The organism is Mucilaginibacter yixingensis (genome assembly GCF_041080815.1).
GTDB classification, from domain to species: domain Bacteria; phylum Bacteroidota; class Bacteroidia; order Sphingobacteriales; family Sphingobacteriaceae; genus Mucilaginibacter; species Mucilaginibacter yixingensis.
On sequence record NZ_CP160205.1, the window covers coordinates 2,315,092 to 2,333,936 of the forward strand.

19 protein-coding genes are annotated in these 18,845 nt (G+C 44.1%); 10 read left to right on the forward strand and 9 right to left on the reverse strand.

The window, feature by feature from the left end; translation table 11 throughout:
- Nucleotides 1-8 precede the first annotated feature (8 nt).
- On the reverse strand, nt 9-1,214 hold the full coding sequence (locus tag ABZR88_RS09225; protein WP_107828689.1) for an MFS transporter: 1,206 nt from the start codon (nt 1,212-1,214) through the stop codon (nt 9-11).
- 334 nt (nt 1,215-1,548) lie between these two features.
- On the opposite strand from ABZR88_RS09225, the gene serC reads away from it, so the two are divergent.
- Nucleotides 1,549-2,616, forward strand: a complete 1,068-nt coding sequence (gene serC, locus ABZR88_RS09230; protein WP_107828690.1) for a 3-phosphoserine/phosphohydroxythreonine transaminase — start codon at nt 1,549-1,551, stop codon at nt 2,614-2,616.
- A 100-nt stretch (nt 2,617-2,716) separates the two neighbouring features.
- Nucleotides 2,717-3,667 (forward strand): D-2-hydroxyacid dehydrogenase, encoded by a 951-nt coding sequence (locus tag ABZR88_RS09235; RefSeq protein ID WP_107828998.1) that lies wholly within the window; start codon nt 2,717-2,719, stop codon nt 3,665-3,667.
- A 239-nt stretch (nt 3,668-3,906) separates the two neighbouring features.
- Here the strand turns inward: ABZR88_RS09235 and ABZR88_RS09240 are convergent, their stop codons facing one another.
- The 3 genes from ABZR88_RS09240 to ABZR88_RS09250 form a co-directional block, all read right to left on the reverse strand.
- Nucleotides 3,907-5,301: an MBL fold metallo-hydrolase gene (locus tag ABZR88_RS09240; RefSeq protein ID WP_107828691.1), complete on the reverse strand. Its 1,395-nt coding sequence runs from the start codon at nt 5,299-5,301 to the stop codon at nt 3,907-3,909.
- 134 nt (nt 5,302-5,435) lie between these two features.
- The gene (locus tag ABZR88_RS09245) at nt 5,436-5,957 is read right to left on the reverse strand and encodes a hypothetical protein (RefSeq protein WP_245917043.1); all 522 of its coding nucleotides are present in this window, start codon (nt 5,955-5,957) and stop codon (nt 5,436-5,438) included.
- Between the two features lie 104 nt (nt 5,958-6,061).
- On the reverse strand, nt 6,062-6,838 hold the full coding sequence (locus tag ABZR88_RS09250; protein WP_107828693.1) for an S-adenosyl-l-methionine hydroxide adenosyltransferase family protein: 777 nt from the start codon (nt 6,836-6,838) through the stop codon (nt 6,062-6,064).
- A 102-nt stretch (nt 6,839-6,940) separates the two neighbouring features.
- On the opposite strand from ABZR88_RS09250, the gene ABZR88_RS09255 reads away from it, so the two are divergent.
- From ABZR88_RS09255 to ABZR88_RS09280, 6 genes are all read left to right on the forward strand, one after another.
- Nucleotides 6,941-7,906: a PhoH family protein gene (locus tag ABZR88_RS09255; protein ID WP_107828694.1), complete on the forward strand. Its 966-nt coding sequence runs from the start codon at nt 6,941-6,943 to the stop codon at nt 7,904-7,906.
- Between the two features lie 38 nt (nt 7,907-7,944).
- Nucleotides 7,945-8,295 carry a four helix bundle protein gene (locus ABZR88_RS09260; protein ID WP_107828695.1) on the forward strand — a complete coding sequence of 117 codons (351 nt, stop codon included), beginning with the start codon at nt 7,945-7,947 and terminating at the stop codon, nt 8,293-8,295.
- A 44-nt stretch (nt 8,296-8,339) separates the two neighbouring features.
- Nucleotides 8,340-9,290, forward strand: coding sequence for a phosphoribosylaminoimidazolesuccinocarboxamide synthase (locus ABZR88_RS09265; protein ID WP_107828696.1), 951 nt, complete (start codon nt 8,340-8,342; stop codon nt 9,288-9,290).
- Between the two features lie 76 nt (nt 9,291-9,366).
- Entirely contained in the window at nt 9,367-9,744 is a 378-nt protein-coding gene (locus ABZR88_RS09270) for an STAS domain-containing protein (protein WP_107828697.1), read from the forward strand.
- A gap of 23 nt (nt 9,745-9,767) precedes the next feature.
- Nucleotides 9,768-10,682: a ribonuclease Z gene (locus tag ABZR88_RS09275; RefSeq protein ID WP_107828698.1), complete on the forward strand. Its 915-nt coding sequence runs from the start codon at nt 9,768-9,770 to the stop codon at nt 10,680-10,682.
- A 401-nt stretch (nt 10,683-11,083) separates the two neighbouring features.
- On the forward strand, nt 11,084-12,475 hold the full coding sequence (locus ABZR88_RS09280) for a glycoside hydrolase family 105 protein (protein WP_107828699.1): 1,392 nt from the start codon (nt 11,084-11,086) through the stop codon (nt 12,473-12,475).
- Nucleotides 12,476-12,684: 209 nt separating this feature from the next.
- Here the strand turns inward: ABZR88_RS09280 and purE are convergent, their stop codons facing one another.
- The 3 genes from purE to ABZR88_RS09295 form a co-directional block, all read right to left on the reverse strand.
- Nucleotides 12,685-13,182, reverse strand: coding sequence for a 5-(carboxyamino)imidazole ribonucleotide mutase (gene purE / locus ABZR88_RS09285; protein ID WP_107828700.1), 498 nt, complete (start codon nt 13,180-13,182; stop codon nt 12,685-12,687).
- A gap of 75 nt (nt 13,183-13,257) precedes the next feature.
- Nucleotides 13,258-14,397: a 5-(carboxyamino)imidazole ribonucleotide synthase gene (locus ABZR88_RS09290; RefSeq protein ID WP_107828701.1), complete on the reverse strand. Its 1,140-nt coding sequence runs from the start codon at nt 14,395-14,397 to the stop codon at nt 13,258-13,260.
- A gap of 38 nt (nt 14,398-14,435) precedes the next feature.
- Nucleotides 14,436-14,804 (reverse strand): hypothetical protein, encoded by a 369-nt coding sequence (locus ABZR88_RS09295; RefSeq protein ID WP_107828702.1) that lies wholly within the window; start codon nt 14,802-14,804, stop codon nt 14,436-14,438.
- 197 nt (nt 14,805-15,001) lie between these two features.
- Between ABZR88_RS09295 and ABZR88_RS09300 the strand changes: the two genes are divergently transcribed.
- A complete protein-coding gene (locus ABZR88_RS09300) occupies nt 15,002-16,486 on the forward strand; it encodes a nicotinate-nucleotide adenylyltransferase (RefSeq protein WP_107828703.1) in 1,485 nt (494 codons plus the stop codon).
- On the opposite strand, the gene ABZR88_RS09305 is transcribed toward ABZR88_RS09300, so the two are convergent.
- The gene (locus ABZR88_RS09305) at nt 16,483-16,968 is read right to left on the reverse strand and encodes an NADH-quinone oxidoreductase subunit B (RefSeq protein WP_107828704.1); all 486 of its coding nucleotides are present in this window, start codon (nt 16,966-16,968) and stop codon (nt 16,483-16,485) included. The two genes, ABZR88_RS09300 and ABZR88_RS09305, sit on opposite strands and share 4 nt — an antisense overlap.
- Nucleotides 16,958-17,599, reverse strand: a complete 642-nt coding sequence (locus tag ABZR88_RS09310; protein WP_107828705.1) for an NADH-quinone oxidoreductase subunit A — start codon at nt 17,597-17,599, stop codon at nt 16,958-16,960. The genes ABZR88_RS09305 and ABZR88_RS09310 overlap by 11 nt, the downstream gene beginning before the upstream one ends.
- Between ABZR88_RS09310 and ABZR88_RS09315 the strand changes: the two genes are divergently transcribed.
- Entirely contained in the window at nt 17,598-18,809 is a 1,212-nt protein-coding gene (locus ABZR88_RS09315) for an NAD(P)/FAD-dependent oxidoreductase (RefSeq protein ID WP_107828706.1), read from the forward strand. The genes ABZR88_RS09310 and ABZR88_RS09315 overlap by 2 nt on opposite strands.
- Nucleotides 18,810-18,845 lie beyond the last annotated feature (36 nt).

Sequence of the window (18,845 nt, forward strand, 5' to 3'; positions counted from 1 at the left end):
GTGTTGTTTTATCTCGCAAATTTCCATTTATACAACACCACAAATCCCACTGCCGAAACGGTACAAGAAACCGTCATTACCCACCAGAGCATAGAATAATGTCCCCAGATAATAATCTGGCTGCCTATGGTTGGCGCCAAGATCTGCGCAGCCGACCAGCACATGGAATACATAGCGGCATATTGTCCGCGGTTATGCTCTGATGTGCGGACAATCCAAAATGCATTCATAAATGGCATGGCCAATATTTCGCCCAGCGTGATCAGTAGGATGATGAGGGTAGCCGAAAGTTTTGCGGCCGGCATAAAGTTGAGCAGGCCAAAAGCAATGGCCGCCAGCGTAACACCGGTAGCAATATATTTTAACCCATGGCGACGGCCCTCCAGATTGTGGACTATCACCATTTCAAACAAGGCGATAAAAACGCCGTTTGCAGCCATCAGCACCCCAATAAAACGTTCATTCAATCCCCACTCAGATTTATAGAACAGCGGTTGTATGGTAAACATCTGGAAAAAGCAGGCCGCAAATAAAAGTGCCAAAACGATAAACGCTATATAAACTTTATCGTGATAAGCAGAGGCTCCACCAGTAGGACGTTCCTTAATAACATGATTGCTCTTGATAACGGATCTTGGCATAAGCTTCAATAATACCAGGCCTGCCAGTATGTTGGTGCAACCATCGGCCCAAAACAATAAATGATAGTTGAACGAGGCCAGCATACCACCAATTGCGCCACCAAAGGCCCAGCCCAGGTTAACGGCCAAACGATTAAGCGAATAAGAGCGTGTTTTATTCTCGGGTGAGCTGTGGTACGCAATAGCGGTAGAGTTGGCTGGCCTGAACGCATCATTACAAAGACTCAAAATAAAGGAGACGATGGCCAGCATGGTAAAGCTTCGCTGAAAACCTAATAGCATAAATAGCAGTCCACCAACTATCAGTGCTGCTACCTGGATATCATAGAACCCGTATCTATCAGTTAGTTTACCGCCAATAAATGCGCCTGTGATAGAGCCCAAGCCGAAAATGCCAAGGATCAGTCCGGCTTGTCCTACTGAAAAATGCAGTATTTGCGTGCAGTAGAGCGTCATAAATGGGATAACCATGGTACCGCTGCGGTTGATGAACATAACGAGCGAAAGGATCCAGCTGTTGCGTGATAGTCCGGAATAGGCTTGTTTGTAAAGTTCAACAGGGGAGGTGACCATGATGGAGCAAAAATACGATTTTGGTAATGAAGAGTGGACGGCCCCAATGTTAACAAACGCTAAGTGATGCAAAACTTAAAAGTATCTTAACAGGATACTAATAGTATGCTATTGCGGGTAAGTTAAAGTACACAATCGCTCATCTTGTTATTGATTGCATCGAAATATTGACATTTTTAACGAAATATTATGAAATGCTTACTATTTTTTCAACATTTCTATTTTATTGGCAATAAATTGTTGAATTTTTAATCAATATTATATTGCAATTATTTACCTTCGGGGCGAAAATTACTTATCACGGTTTTAGTGCCGCGATTTAATCAATTATAGCATGAAACATAATTTTGGTGCCGGGCCAGGCATCTTACCCCACGAAGTATTAAAGCAAGCTGCTCAGGCAGTGGTAGATTTTAACGGAATTGGTTTGTCTATTCTGGAAATATCGCACCGCTCACCAGAGTTTGAAGCTGTGCTTGATGAAGCCGTTAAACTGGTGAAAGAAGAACTGGGCGTACCGGCCGGCTATTCTGTATTGTTTTTACAAGGCGGTGCCAGCACTCAATTTGCTATGGTGCCTTATAACCTGTTGCCTACAGGCGGTAAAGCAGCTTATGTTGAAAGCGGTGTTTGGGCCAACAAAGCGCTTAAAGAAGCCAAGTTTTTTGGCGATGTAGAGGTAATTGCTACTGCTAAAGAAAGCAACTTTACTCATATCCCTAAAGATTTTACCGTACCTGCAGATGCAGCTTATCTGCACCTTACTTCAAACAACACCATTTACGGTACGCAATTGCATGAGTTCCCTGCATCGCCGGTTCCGGTTGTTTGTGATATGTCTTCAGACATCTTCAGCCGCAAAATCAACGTTGCTGATTTTGGCCTGATCTACGCTGGTGCTCAGAAAAACATGGGCCCTGCAGGTACCACGCTGGTTATTGTTAAAGACGAGATTTTAGGTAAAGTTGACCGCAAAATCCCTGCTATGTTTAACTACCAGGTACAAGTTGAAGGTGGTTCAATGTACAACACGCCTCCGGTATTTGCTATCTACGTTTCTATGTTAACCCTTCGTTGGTTAAAAGCTAAAGGCGGCGTAGAGGCTATCCAAAAAGAGAACGAGCAAAAAGCTAAGGTGCTTTACGAAGAAATTGATCGCAACCCGCTGTTCAAAGGCGTTTGCGTTCCTGAAGATCGTTCGCATATGAACGTTTGCTTCCTGGTAGAAAACCCAGAGCACGAAAAACCATTCCTGAAATTCTGCGAAGAGCGCGATATTGTAGGTATTAAAGGTCACCGCAGTGCAGGCGGTTTCAGAGCTTCAATCTACAACGCACTGCCAATTAGTAGCGTATATGTACTGATTGACGCAATGCGCGAGTTTGCAGAGAAAAATAAATAGTCATTGGACGTTGGTCAATAGTCATTAGTAGAAATATGCAATGACTATTGACTGGATAATTACCAATGGCAAACAACAAATGACAACCCAAAAACTAAAGATGAAAATACTTGCTAACGATGGTATTGATCCGGTAGGCCAGCAAATGCTGGAAGCCGCTGGTTTTACTGTAGATACTAAAAATATACCGCAGGACGAGTTGCCTGCCCGTTTAAACGAATATGATGTGATCACTGTGCGTAGCGCTACTAAAGTGCGCCAGGCATTGATTGACGCTTGCCCTAACCTGAAAGTTATCGGTCGTGGCGGTGTTGGTATGGATAACATTGACGTTGAATATGCACGTGAAAAAGGTTTGGCGGTTTACAATACCCCGGCTTCATCTTCACTGTCTGTTGCCGAGCTGGTGTTTGCGCACCTGTTTACCGGTATCCGTTTCTTGTATGACAGCAACCGCAGAATGCCGGTTGAAGGTACCACCAAATTCAACGACCTGAAAAAAGCATATGCTAAAGGTATTGAACTGCGTGGCCGCACCATCGGTATCCTGGGTTTTGGCCGTATCGGTCGTGAGGTAGCTAAAATTGCTATCGGCCTGGGTATGGATGTACTGGCTTATGACCTTTTCCCTTTCAACCCTGAAGTGGAGATTGTACTGGGCGGCGGTGGCACCAAAGTAAACGTTAACGTACAAACTGCAACCCTGGAAGAAATCATTGCTAAAGCTGATTTCATCACACTGCATACACCTTTCATTGAGAAACCGATTTTAGGTGCTGAAGAATTTGAAAAAGTTAAAAAAGGCGTAGCTATTGTAAACTGCTCTCGTGGTGGTTTGATTGACGAGCAGGCCCTGATCAACGCGCTGGATAGCGGTAAAGTAGCCTTTGCCGGTCTTGACGTGTTTGATAACGAGCCTACTCCACTGGAGGCCCTGTTGAAACACCCTAAAGTATCATTAACTCCGCACATCGGCGCCGCTACCGGCGAAGCCCAGGAGCGTATTGGTACAGAGTTGGCTGGATTGATTATTAGTCATTTTAAACAATAAATCACCCTCACAATTACTCTAAAGTAAAACTTTGGTTTTCAAGACCGTCCCCAAAAAGGACGGTCTTTTTTGTTGGATTGGCTATCTGTAAAAGGCAAAAAGAACTGGATATAATTTCTTATTTGTCATTGCGAGGAACGAAGCAATCCCGTCGCACACATAGACATGCGACGAGATAGCTTCGCGCTCAGTCCAAGCTACAAACCCGCTCGCAATGACAAGATGTTTTAAACAAATGCTTACAACTCGTAGGTCACACCTTTCTCCGCAATAACAACAGGATAATGCTCTGCCACCAACGCATCAGATAAAGCTTTCATTGACGATACTTCGCCGTGCACCAGGAAGATGTTTTTAATATGTGCTGCGTCCTGCTGTCTAGCCACATTAAGCAGATCGTCATGATCACCGTGAGCACTCAGTACATCAGTTTGTTTAATGGTGGCATAAACGGACAGATCGCGGTCTTTAATGTGAACGATGGAATCCCCGCGTAGCAAGCGGTGGCCCAAGGTACCTTTGGCGCTATAACCTATAAAGAGGATAGTACAATAGTAGTTCTGGATATTATAGAACAGGTGATCTTGTATACGCCCGCCCTCCAGCATACCTGCAGATGAAATAATGATGCAAGGCTCAAAATAATTACTGATCTGCTTGCTCTCTTTCAGCGTTTCGATGTAGGTGAGATTTTCAAACTCAAATTCATCGCCCTGTCGGTTGTAGAACTCTTTAGCATCATCGTTAACCAGGTTGTGGTGTTTGCGGTAGATCTGCGTAGCACGCGTTGCCATTGGGCTATCTACAAAAACAGGTACAGCAGGCAACAAACCTTTGCTAAAGATCTTATTCAGCGTGAATACTAATGACTGCGTACGGCCAACGCTAAATGCCGGAATGATCATTCGTCCAGGCTGGTCGATGCAGGCTTCTTTGATGGCTTCTACCAATACTTCCTCCACCGAGCGGCCTTTGCTGTGCTGACGACCACCATAAGTAGACTCAGTAACTAAATAGTCTACCGGAGGCAGTGGCTGCGGGTCATTCAATACCGGGTAGTTCATCCGCCCAATATCGCCCGTGAAAGCGATAGTTTTCTCTACGCCATTTTCATTGATTTTCAGAACAGCGGCAGCGGCTCCCAGTAGGTGACCTACCGGCACAAATGTTAGCTCAATATCACCGTTCAGCCTGAACGGTTTATTATAGCCAATAGTCACCATGGCTTCCATGGTATCCATCACATGCTTTTGCAGATACAAAGGTTGGGGCCCGCTGCCGGAACGACCTCTTTTACGGTTACGACGCCCTTTCTCCAGCTTGTTCATAAAAAGTGTTACCGAGTCAAGCAATAATAATTCCGTCAAATCCGCGGTAGGGGGAGTACATAAAATCTGACCCGAATAACCATAACGGAGCAAGGTAGGCAGGTTGCCCGAGTGATCGATATGCGCGTGAGTGAGTATCACCACATCAATATCGGCCGGGTTGAATGGAAAGCTTTCGTTTTGTTGCTGATGCGTATCGCGCTCGTAATCTAAGCCACAGTCAATCAGTATTTTATATTGGCCAACCTGGAGCAGGTGCATACTTCCGGTAACCTGCTGTGCAGCGCCATGTATAGTTAGTTTCATTCGGTAGTTCTTAGACTATTACAGGTCATAGTTAGTCATCTATGCTCACTGATTATAAATTATAGTATAGTCTTTTTCGTTTATCTGTTTTTACTATGATCCATGAACTAAGAACCATGAACCAGAAATCAAATCTAAATTTTTATATCACGTTTTCTTCGCGCCACAATCAAAATTGACACCAGCATGAGTGCAATAATAATGTACAGCACATTCATGTGTTTATTTTGCGCCTGGCGATTATTTTCTGCTTCGGTTTTTACCTTTTCCAACTCGTTACGTAGCTTATTGATGGTATTCATATAAGCCAGGTTAGTAGTTTGTGTTTGAGAGGATTGTGTTTGCGCCTGAGTTTGCTGAAAAGCACGATAGTCCAGCAGGATCTTAGTCTGGCGGAAGATCTCTTCATCAGTCTGCGCAATATCCATTAGGATATCGGCAGAGTGGCGAATATCCTTCTTGGTTTGAAACCCGAAAATGCCGGTATGCATGCTCAAGCTTTCTGAGTATTGGCCAAATTTGGAACGACGGGCGTCCAGCATATCGTTTATTTTTTTGCGCTGAGCCTCGTAGGCGACAGAATCAGCATTGCGTTGCTGTGCGAAGTCAGCACCAGCACACAGGCAGAGCATTAACAATAGAACAAGTTTTCTCATATTCAGTTTAAGGTAAAGGGCCCTTTGGGTTGAAAGTTAAGGAGCTATGAAGATGTGGGGTCTGAAATAGACCACTCACAATTCACTACTCACCACTCACTTTCCTATTGAAAATCAATAATCACGCTGTCGCCCAGATTTAACCCTAATAACCCGCTGGCGTTCCCTTTGTTTATGGCAATCTCTAAATGATCGCTAATGCCAAACAGACAGAGCTTTTCGCCTTCGGGTACCTCGTTATAATGCCAGCTAAGGTGGGTAATCGTTTCGTTCCGTTTAAAATACAAAATAAAACGACGCCCGCGCTGTATACGGTTAAAAAACTCCTTGGTTATATTGGTAATGACGTTCTGGAATGAGTCAATATAAATAACTACACCTTTGATCAGGTTCTTCTCGATCACCGGCTGCAGGTTCATTTTTTTCTCGATGTTCTCTACCGGGATGCCAATCTCGCTCAGCGCACCTCCTTTAGCCAGATGACAGGCAGCTTTAACAAAAATATCAGCCAGCGGGAAGTGTAAAAACTTCAGATCCTGCATAATGGTTAGTTCTACCATTTCCTGCGGCTCTTCGGTAAACATCAATGAAAAAATACCATTATCGGCACCTACAAAATAATGATTACGGTACTTAACGGCCAGAAAACGGGTTTGCTCGTTATACACCGTGTCAATACCGATAAGGTGCACGGTATCCTCCGGAAAATAGTAAAAACTATTTTTTAAAATGAATGCAGCCTGTTGTATATTGAATGCAGAAACGGCATGGGTAATATCAACTATGTTAACCGTGGGTAATAGTCTCAGGATACTGCCTTTCAGCGCGGCCTGATATATGTCTTTGTCGCCCAGGTCTGTAGTTAATGTTATTATTGCCATTAATTTTATAAATATTTATTGCTAATCTTGTACGAGTGTTTAGCGCTACAAATATTCAATTTTTTGGGCATAAAACACCAGTAACTAAAAATTCTATAACTGTTGAACGAACTTAAATTATCAATCGAGCATATTGACCCAGCAGTGCTGTGGGGGCCAAATAATGACCATTTCGAGATCATTAAGAAGCAATATCCAAAGCTTAAAATAGTGGCTCGCGGAAGCGATGTGAAGGTACTGGGCGAAGACCATGAACTAACGGTCTTTAACGAAAAATTTCAGCAGTTAGTAAATCATGTAGACAAGTTTGAATCACTTAACACCATTGATGTTGAGCGCATTCTGGGTGCCAAGATCCAACCAGCAACTACAATGGCAGAACCGGCGTCTGGCGATAAATCATCCAACGGTGAGGTAATCGTTTTTGGCCCGAACGGCATTATGGTTAAAGCGCGTACGGCTAACCAGCGCCGCATGGTTGACAGCATTAACAAAAACGATATCATTTTTGCTATTGGCCCTGCAGGTACCGGTAAAACTTATACAGCGGTTGCGTTGGCCGTAAGAGCGCTGAAAAACAAAGAGATTAAGCGTATCATCTTAACGCGTCCGGCAGTGGAGGCAGGGGAGAACCTGGGCTTCTTACCGGGCGACTTGAAAGAAAAGATCGATCCGTACCTGCGCCCGCTATACGATGCGCTGGACGATATGATTCCGGCTGATAAACTGAAAGTTTACCTGGAAAACCGCACCATAGAGATTGCCCCATTGGCCTTTATGCGCGGCCGTACGCTGGACAACTGTTTTGTGATATTGGACGAGGCGCAAAACGCTACCGATATGCAGCTGAAAATGTTCCTGACCCGTATGGGCCCAACGGCAAAATTCATTGTAACCGGCGACGTAACCCAGATTGACTTGCCTAAGAAACAACAATCAGGCTTGCATACCGCTCTGCGTATTTTACCGGACATTAAAGGCATCGATATTATTTATCTGACCGGTGAAGACGTGGTACGCCATAAGCTGGTTAAACGTATTTTGGAAGCCTACGGCGATATTCAGTAATTAGTTAATTGTTGATGGTTCATAGTTCATAGTACCGGATGCCTTTTAGATTTGAAGACCTACAAGTTTGGCAGAAGGCATTAGAGCTTAACGACCAGATCAATATTGCAGCCGAGGGCTTTCCTAAAGACGAACTATATGCTTTGGTAAATCAAATGAAGAGAGCTGCTGATTCTGTGGTTTTGAATATTGCAGAAGGCTCTACAGGACAAACCAAAGCAGTATTTAAAGTATTCTTAAACTATTCTTTGCGATCAGCCGTAGAGGTGGTTAGTTGTCTTTTTATAGCAAAGCGCAGAAACTATCTAACACAAGAACAGTTTACTATATTATATAATGAATATGAGATCTTGGTGAAAATGATCACCGCTCTAAGAAATTCAATTTAAGGATCATAAGCATTCTTTGTACTATGATCCATGAACTATGAACCATGATCCAAAAAGCAATAAAAGAAACTCATTTTAACTTCCCTGGTCAAACCAGTTTTTATAAAGGTAAAGTACGCGACGTTTATACCGTTAATAACCAATATCTGGTGATGGTGGTGAGCGATCGCATTTCTGCATTCGATGTAGTTTTACCTGAGCCAATTCCTTATAAAGGACAGGTATTAAACCAAATAGCTGCTCGTTTTTTAAAAGCAACAGAAGATATTGTTCCTAACTGGGTAGTAAGTGTACCCGACCCGAGTGTAACTATCGGTCGCATTTGTGAGCCCTTTAAGGTAGAGATGGTGATTCGTGGTTACCTGGCCGGTCATGCGTGGCGCGAATATAGTGCTGGCAAACGTCAGGTATGCGGTGTAAGTTTGCCAGAGGGTTTGAAAGAGAACGATAAACTGCCAGAGCCTATCATCACCCCAACCACTAAAGCTGCGGTAGGGCATGATGAAGATATTTCTAAAGAAGAAATTTTATCTCGCGGCATTGTGTCGCCAGAAGATTACGAACAACTGGAAACCTACACCCGAGCCATATTTGCAAGAGGTACAGAAATTGCGGCTAAACGTGGCCTGATTTTGGTTGATACCAAATATGAATTTGGCAAAGTGGGCGATACCATCTACTTGATTGACGAGATCCACACGCCAGACTCATCACGGTATTTTTATAGCGAAGGTTATGAAGAACGTCAGCAAAAAGGCGAACCGCAGAAACAGCTATCAAAAGAATTTGTACGTAAATGGCTGATCGAAAATAATTTTCAGGGTAAAGACGGACAAGTAGTTCCTGAAATGACACCTGAAAAGATCAACGAAATATCTGAACGATACATAGAATTATACGAGCAAATTATTGGCGAACCATTTGTAAAAGCTGAGCCAGGTGATGTATTAAATCGCGTTGAACAGGCCGTAAATAACGAATTGCAACGTTTATAACTTGTATTAGTATTAAATTTAGTTATATCTTTAGAACTCCAATTATTTGGTTTTATACACACACAAGAGGTAAACAATGAAATTTTCTGTAGATAAACACGAGAAATATGTGCTGGTAAAGCTCAATGAGTCAAAGATTAATTCATTGGTAACACCCCAGCTAAAATCTGAACTGATATTGATTAATGCAGAGGGTCAGCGCAATATTGTGCTGGATCTGTCGCAGGTTAAATTTGCTGATTCATCTGGTCTGAGCAGCCTGTTGGTTGGTCATCGCCTGTGTAAAAACGCCGAAGGCTCTTTTATTTTAGTTGGCCTTAATGAGGCAGTATCGCGTCTGGTAACCATCTCTCAGCTGGATACAGTTTTATCTATTGTACCAACCGTTGATGAGGCTATCGACCTCATTTTTATGGAAGAAATAGAAAAAGAGCTGAAAAAAGAAGCAAAATAGCCCCAGGTTTGTTTACCTGATATATGAAGTTCGAGGTAACTATACTGGGAAGCAGTTCAGCTACCCCTATTTTCAACAGAAACCCTACAGCACAGGCGCTAAATGTAAACGAGCGCCTGTACCTTATTGATTGTGGCGAAGGCACCCAGCAGCAGATGTTGCGTTACGAGGTAAAAGCCAGTCGTATAGATCATATTTTTATCAGCCACCTGCACGGCGATCATTACCTGGGCCTCATTGGTTTGCTATCGTCTCTGCACCTTAACGGCCGTAAAGATCCACTCAAGCTCTTTTGTCCAGAGCCGCTCAAAGAGATCATTGAATTACAGTTTAAGTATTCTGAAACCAACCTGCAGTATCCTATAGAATATTACTTTACTGATCCTTTAAAGCCTGCCGTTATCCTGGAAAACCATGATGTAACGGTAGAAACCATCCCGCTAAATCATCGCATTGCCTGTACGGGCTTTATCTTCAAAGAGAAAAAACGTCTGCGTAAGCTGATGAAAGAAAAGGTAGAGCAGTTACACATCCCAATTGAGTTTTATTCGCGTCTTAAAAAAGGAGAGGACTATACCGATGCAAAAGGCAGAGTACATAAAAACGATGAATTGACTACTGATTCTGCTGCGCCAAGATCATACGCCTATTGTTCAGATACGCTGTATGATGAGCGTTATTTCAATCAGATCCAGGGCGTAAATATGCTTTATCACGAAGCCACTTTCCTGCACAATATGCTTGATCGTGCCCGCGAAACGCATCACACCACCGCCTGGCAAGCCGGTGATGTAGCCGTGAAAGTTGGTGCCCATGAACTACTGATCGGACATTTTTCTGCCCGTTACAAAACGTTGAATGATCTGTTGGACGAGGCGCAACATGTTTTTCCCAATACAGATCTGGCAATCGAGGGTCGGACGTACCCAATCAGCTAACATTTTACGCAAAAAGCTTTAATCTGATATTCACCGGCTTACATCAACTGCGTGTAAATATCCTCCAGAAATTGCATTTTTATTTCCAAGTAAGGCTTGAGCTTTGTATAATTGCACTCTGATTTAAGCGAAAACAACGCTGTTAGAGCAAAAAACGGAAGTATTTTCCACTGGTGTAACGGTAGCACTACAGATTCTGGTTCTGTCTGTCGAGGTTCGAATCCTTGGTGGAAAACTTAAAAAGGCGGGAAAAATATCCCGCTTTTTTTATGGGCGCTATCGCCAAAAAAATCAGGATACTTCAGGATACACTCTACCCCATAAAATCATATTTTAGCCACTACAAACCACAAGAACCATCGGTTGCAAAGCCGGTACCGAATTATTAAACCTGATTTTTGATGTTTAAAGCTTTACAATTAGATAAAAGCCCCAAATCGTTGCGGTTTTTATTGTCATGCTCCATTGCGGCTTGCCTGCAGGCGGTTACGCCTGTTGCAAAGGCTCAGTACACCACGGCCAAGGGTAACGACTCGAACACGCCATTACACCTGTTGAAACCTGCGTACGATACCCCGTACGGGGTACCAAAGCCAGCGGAAATTAAAGCAGTACTTGATCGTGTATATGGCTACCTGGACGCAAACACCTTTATGCAACTGCAAGATAAAACCACCGGTGCTCCGGTGGCAATTGCCAAGGCAGATGCCAATACAATTTTTAAACCCGGCGATTTCCGCCTGATTAGTTATGAGTGGGGAGTTACGTACACCGGTATGCTGGAGGCTGGTGCCGCAACTGGCGACAAGAAATTTACAGATTACAGTGTAAAACGCATTGGCTTTATTAACGATGTGGTAAATCAATATAAAGCCAAACTAAAGACTGATCCGTCTATGAATACGCCGGTAGAGTCGGTATTACGCCCGAAAGCATTGGACGATGCCGGTGCAATGACCGCCGCAATTATCAAGACGGTGCGTACCGGTGAGGTTAAAGGGGACGTGCGCCCGATGATTGATAATTATATCAACTACATTATGAACAAAGAGTACCGCCTAAAAGATGGTACACTGGCCCGTAACCGCCCGCTGCCAAACACTTTGTGGCTGGATGATTTGTACATGAGCTTACCTGCGCTGGCGCAAATGGGTGTGCTTACCGGCGATCACAAGTATTTTGATGAAGCGTTGAAACAATACAAATTGTTCTCTGGCCGCATGTTTAACCATGAGCGCGGTTTATACATGCACGGTTGGGTTGAAGGCATGGAACCGCATCCACAGTTCCACTGGGCGCGTGCTAACGGCTGGGGCCTGTTGACTAAGATTGAATTACTTGACGCATTACCACAAGATTATCCGGGCCGCGACTATGTGTTAGGCATCTTACGTGAACATGCTGCCGGACTGGCTCAGCGCCAGGATAAAACCGGTTTTTGGCACCAATTGCTGGATAAGAATGATTCATACCTAGAAACATCAGCCACCGCTATTTATGCTTACTGTATAGCTCGTGCTATAAACAAAGGTTATCTGGACGCCAAAGCTTATGGCCCGATGGCGCTGTTAGCCTGGAACGCTGTGGCCACTAAAGTGAACAAACAAGGACAGGTAGAAGGTACTTGTGTTGGTACAGGCATGGGCTTTGATCCGGCATTTTACTACTATCGCCCGGTAAATGTGTACGCTGCCCACGGCTATGGCCCTGTATTATTGGCCGGCGCAGAGATTTACCGCCTGGTACAAAAGTTTAACTACGACATTAACGATAGCGCGGTGCAGGCCAAATAAAATGATTTCGGAATTCGGATGTTCAATTTCGAATTTATTTATAGTTTCCATTAAGATTAACAGAGAGGCAAATAAGCAAGTAAATCCGAAATTGAACATCCGAATTCCGAAATCCACTGCCATCACTAAATGTAGCCATCAAATATTTATAAATAGAAAACCCCTCGGTTAATAGCCGAGGGGTTTATTTTTTTGAAAGAATAATCGGCTTATGCGCCGCCTTCCATTTCTTTGGCAGAGGCTTCAACTTTCTCTTTTAAATCTTCTTTAAATTTAATGAGGTTTTGCACTACGTATTCATCGGCCGTAGAGATGATCTGCGCAGCCAAAATGCCGGCGTTTTTAGCCGCATTTAGCGCCACAGTAGCTACCGGAATACCATTAGGCATCTGTAGAATAGAAAGTACAGAATCCCAACCATCAATAGAATTGCTTGATTTTACAGGCACGCCAATAACCGGCAAATGCGTAAGTGAAGCTACCATGCCCGGCAAATGCGCCGCACCACCGGCACCGGCAATAATTACTTTCAAACCGCGATCTGCAGCCGCACGTGCATAGCTGAACATACGATCTGGTGTACGGTGGGCCGATACCACGGTAATTTCATAGGCTACGCCTAACTCTTTTAATACATCGGCAGCGTCTTGCATTACATGCAAATCGCTTTTGCTGCCCATTATGATGCCTACTTTAGGATTACTCATTTTGTTTTCTTCTAAATCTCCTAACTATAAAAGTATTCTTTTTATCTACGCCATATTATTGGCCCATTGATTTCTTTAACTAATCACTTTCAAATTAGCCTGCACAAAACGTGCTTTTTCAATGGCCTTGTCGCGGTCGGCATCAACAATGGTTACGTGTCCCATTTTGCGGAATGGCTTGGTAAACGTTTTACCGTACAGGTGCACGTAGACTCCCGGCTTACCTAATATTTTTTCAATACCTTGATAAACAGCAGGCCCTTCGTGACCAGCCTCGCCTAATACATTCACCATGATGGCATTGTTGAGGCATGAGGTATCGCCCAGGGGCTGATCAAATATGGCGCGTAAATGCTGCTCAAACTGAGATACGGTATTGCCCTCGATAGTCTGATGACCGCTATTATGCGGGCGCGGCGCCAACTCGTTCACCAAAATACGGCCATGTTTATCTAAAAACATCTCCACAGCCAGCAAACCAACTATTTTTAGGCTCTCGGCAATCTTTTTGGCAATCAGTTCGGCTTGTTCATGTACCTCAAAAGGCAGGGTAGAAGGCGCTATCAGAAACTCCACCAGGTTGGCCTGTGGGTTAAACTCCATCTCTACCATAGGGAAGCATTTTACTTCTCCGCTTTCATTACGTGCTACAATAACGGCTATCTCTTTCTCAAAATCAACCAAGCGCTCAATCAGACTTGGTGCGGTAAAGGCTTTATCAAGATAACTTTCGTTAACTACCTTATAAACGCCTTTGCCATCGTAACCGTCACGACGCAGTTTTTGAATATATGGAAACGGAATATGACTCTCTCTTAATTGTTGAGCCGATGAGATGATTTGAAAATCGGCCGTAGGGATTTCGTTTTCTTTGAAAAACTGTTTTTGCAACCCTTTATCCTGGATCAGGCGAATAACACGAGGCTGCGGGTAAACCAACACACCTTCTTTCTCCAGTTGCTCCAGCGCATCAACATTAACCTTTTCAATTTCAATGGTTAACATATCTACCGTTTTACCAAATTTGTAAACGGTTTCATAATCGCTCAATGAGCCCACGGTAAACTGATCGCACAGTTTGCGGCATGGCGCCTCCGGATCCGGATCCATAACACGTACCGTAACATTGTAATTAATTGCCTGCTGAATAAGCATGCGGCCCAGTTGGCCACCACCTAAAACACCTAACCGTAGGTCTCCGTAAAAAGCTTTCATATTTATCATGCAAGTTTAGGGCAAATCTTTCAAAAAGCCTAACGCCGCTTACCTGCCTTCGTGCCAAATGTTTGATGATAGAACCAGATGTGGAAAATCAGGAAGATCAGTCCCGGATAAAGATGCGTTAATCTATCATGCCCGTCACGACTAACCAAAGCCGCCAGCACATATAATACCGGGCCCATGAAATAAATCAGCATCCGGGTGTTAACGTTTTTACTGTATCCCGGCAGTGTAAGAAAAAATACGGGTAAAGACATAATACCCACAATCAAACTGAGCATAAACATAATGCGAATGATGCTGAACGAAAACGTGAACCAATACAACATGGCAAACACAGTGCAGCAAACAAAGCAGAGCAGACAGGTTTTAATTAGGTTGATGAGTAACTTCTTTACCATAAGCTGAAGCAAAGTTGCATAATTTAACGGATATGCCACGACGACGCATTTTTGCTGGCGCAAACCAAGCGGCGTAACAGATGCTTCTTTTTACAAGCCGCTTAGATAATCCTTTGCCTGTTCGGCTTAAAAAACGTACCTTTAAGTGCCCCTTAAGCCCCACGGGCCATGGGCATCTAACTTACTGATACCTATCTATGAACGCTGTTCACAACAAAGATATAGGGACCAAACAGAAGGCGCTTGCCATCAATCTTGATCCTAAAATATACGGTTCATTTGCCGAAATAGGCGCCGGACAAGACGTAGCCGCTAATTTTTTTAAAGCTGGTGCATCATCCGGAACCATTGCCAAAACCATGTCTGCTTATGACATGACATTCTCCGACGCTATTTATGGAGCATTGCAGGTTCGTCGTTATGTGAGCGAGGCCCGCCTCATCTCTATGCTCGATCATGAGTATAGTTTACTGCTGGAAAGGCTTTCGTCTCAGCGCGGAGAGAACACCACTTTCTTTGCATTCTCTAACACCATGTCGGCCCTTAACTACCATAAAACCAATGAAGGTCATGGTTGGATGGGCGTGCGTTTCCAATTAGTTCCTGGTGGCGAATACAACGACGTGGTACTGCACGTAAAGCTGTTGGACAATGATAACGTTGATCAGCAGCAAGCTGTAGGTATATTGGGTGTAAACCTGTTGTATGCTTGTTTTTATTATAATGAGGTACCACCGGTTTTCCTGCTTTCGCTGATGGATAACCTGTCTAAAGACCGGATCCAGATTGATATGATCCGTTTTGAGGGACCTGATTTTAAAAAGGTTGACAACCGCCTGATGAGTCTTCACCTGGTGAAATACGGATTTTCAGACGCTGCATTGTTTGGCCCTGACGGCAAAAATCAACAGCCATCAGAAGTACTGTACAAGAAGCACATTGTGGTGATTCGCGGCCGGTTCCGTCCGCTTATTAACGTTCATCTGGATATGCTGACCACCGGTGTAAAGCAATTTCTGCAGGAACCGGACGTGGACAATAACAATGTGGTGGTTATTGCTGAGTTAACGCTACAGGCGCTAAAAGAACGCAATGCAGACCAGAACGCGGATATTGATGAAAAAGATTTCCTTGACCGCGTGGATATCCTTTGTTCGCTTGGCCAAACGGTGCTGATCTCCAATTTCCACGAGTACTATAAACTGGTGTCTTACCTATCAAAGATCACTAAGCTAAAAATGGGTGTGGTACTGGGTTATCCTAACTTGGAATACATTTTTGCGGAAGAGCATTATAACGATTTGCCAGGAGGTATTCTGGAATCCTTCGCTACGTTGTTCAGTCGAAAGGTTAAACTGTTTATTTATCCAACGCTACGTGATGGCATGATAATGAATTGTTTAAGATTTTATCCACCGCCGCATTTGATTGATCTATATCGATACCTGATATCGAACAATAAGATTGAGGATATCCGCCATTACCACGAAAACAATCTGCACGTAGATACTGATAATGTGTTGGATCTGATCAAAGCGGGAACATCGGGCTGGGAAAAGTTTGTACCGGAAGAAGTAGCCAGCATTATTAAAAGCCGCTGCTTGTTTGGTTATCCTTGCGAGAGAAAGCCCGAAGAACAGGCTGAAGGCAAAGAGGGCAATAGAATAATAGCGACTGATTAACCCAGTTTCAGCAACTGTTCGCCTTCAATTTTCTTTTGCAGTTCTAAGATAGCGCCAATCAGTGCTTCCGGGCGTGGGGGACAGCCCTGCACGTAAATATCAACCGGTATTACTCTGTCAACTCCTTTTACCACATGGTAGCCGTGCTGCCAGTATGGGCCACCACAGTTAGAGCATGATCCCATAGAAATGACATATTTCGGGTCGGGCATTTGCTCGTAAAGGCGTTTAATGCGCTCCGCCATTTTAAAGGTAACGGTGCCGGCAATAATAATCACATCTGCCTGGCGGGCCGACGGGCGAGGGAACACGCCAAAACGGTCAAGATCATAAGTTGACGCCATTGAGCCCATCATTTCAATAGCGCAGCAGGCAATACCAAAACTTAAAGGCCATAGCGATGACAAGCGCGACCAGTTCATCAAATCGTTCAGCTTGGTTACTATCACACCACCACTCTCATTCATGTTCTCAGGATTCATTGCCGGGCTTTTTAAAAGTTGGTTTAAACATCGGTCGTTTGGCCGGAGCAGGAGTTTCGATCGCAGTAGCGGGAGTTGGAGCTTCAGCGGCAACAGGTGGGTTTATAGCCTGAACTTCTTTCTCTGTAAGTGCTGAAAACTCTTTTAGCTTATAATCAGCCTGACTAATGTTCAACTGATCATAAAGCGCGTTAGGAACAGCTACGCGGGTGCGCGGTAATTCTACTTCTGGCCGTATCCAGTTTAAATCGCCTTTTACCCAAACGTAAACCAGGCCCAGAATCAGGATGCCTACAAAAACAAACATCTCCAACAAACTGAATTTGCCCCAGCGGGAATCAACAGCCATCAATTCATGATTGCCAAATACCGTGGCCCAGGGGAAAATAAATACCATCTCCACATCAAACAGCAGAAACACCAATGCAATTACATAAAAGCGGGAGTTAAATGGAAGCCATGCACTGCCTGTAGGTTCCTCGCCACACTCGTATGAAGTTAGCTTTTCAGCATTCGGATTTTTGGGCGCAATTACCCGTCCGGCAAACAATGTTGCAACCACCAGTACAAAACCGGTAATAATAAAGATCAATATCTTTCCAAATTCTGATATTTGCGCAACATCGGCCATGACTACAAAAATAATAAAACCTGCACAATTTGACGCCATAATTATTGGCGGTGGTGCCTGCGGATTAATGTGTGCTGTGCAAGCTGGCTTTTTAGGCAAGCGCACACTCATCCTGGAAAAGAACGATAAACCTGGCGCCAAGATCCTCATTAGCGGGGGCGGGCGTTGTAATTACACCAACTTATATGCGTCGCCACAGCAGTTTATCTCTCAAAATCAGCACTTTTTAAAATCTGCCTTTGCGCAATGGACGGTGGATGATACTATCAGTTTCTTTGAGACTTATGGAATCATCGGTCAGGAGAAAACGCTTGGCCAGCTCTTCCCCGAAAGTAACAAGGCCCGCGATGTGGTAGATATTTTTACAAATCTATGTGCAGACATGGAGCAGGAGATCTGGTGCGACGCCGATGTAAAGGATGTAGAGCAAACAGTCGACGGCTTTAAAGTAACCTTTGAACGCCACGGAAAACTGAACGAGGTACAAACGCCCAACGTTGTTATTGCCAGCGGTGGTTTACCAATTGCTAAAATGGGCGCTACGGATTTTGGCTTGCGCGTGGCTCGTAAATTCGGGCTGGATATTGTGCACACCGCACCGGCCCTGGTGCCTTTAACCATTACCGGGAAAGATCAGCCATGGTATGAGCAATTATCTGGTAACAGCATTTTTTGCCGCGTTTGGAACGACAGGGCCAGCTTTGACGAAAACATCCTTTTCACCCATTGGGGGCTGAGCGGACCGGCCATTCTACAAATATCATCCTACTGGCGCCCGGGTGAAAGTATTACCATAGATCTGTTGCCTGATCAAAGCATTACTGAATTAATTGAGACTGAACGTAAACTCAACGGAAAGAAAACACTACTCTCGCTCATCGCCGGTTTATATACCCGCAAATTTGCCGAGGCAATGTCATACCGGTTGCCCGATAAAAATTTGGCTTCATTGAATAAAGCAGAAATGGAAGAAATAGATGAGATCTTCCACAACTTTAAAGTAAAGCCTGCCGGCGACAAAGGTTATGACAAAGCCGAAGTGATGCGTGGCGGTGTTAATACAGACGAACTGTCGTCGCGTACGCTAGAGTCAAAGAAAGTATCCGGACTGTTTTTTGGCGGCGAATGTGTGGATGTTACCGGTTGGCTGGGCGGCTATAACTTTCAGTGGGCCTGGGCCAGCGGCTTTGTAATAGCGCAAAATTTGTAATATAGTCAGTCGCTTAGCGCTATTTATTGTAATATT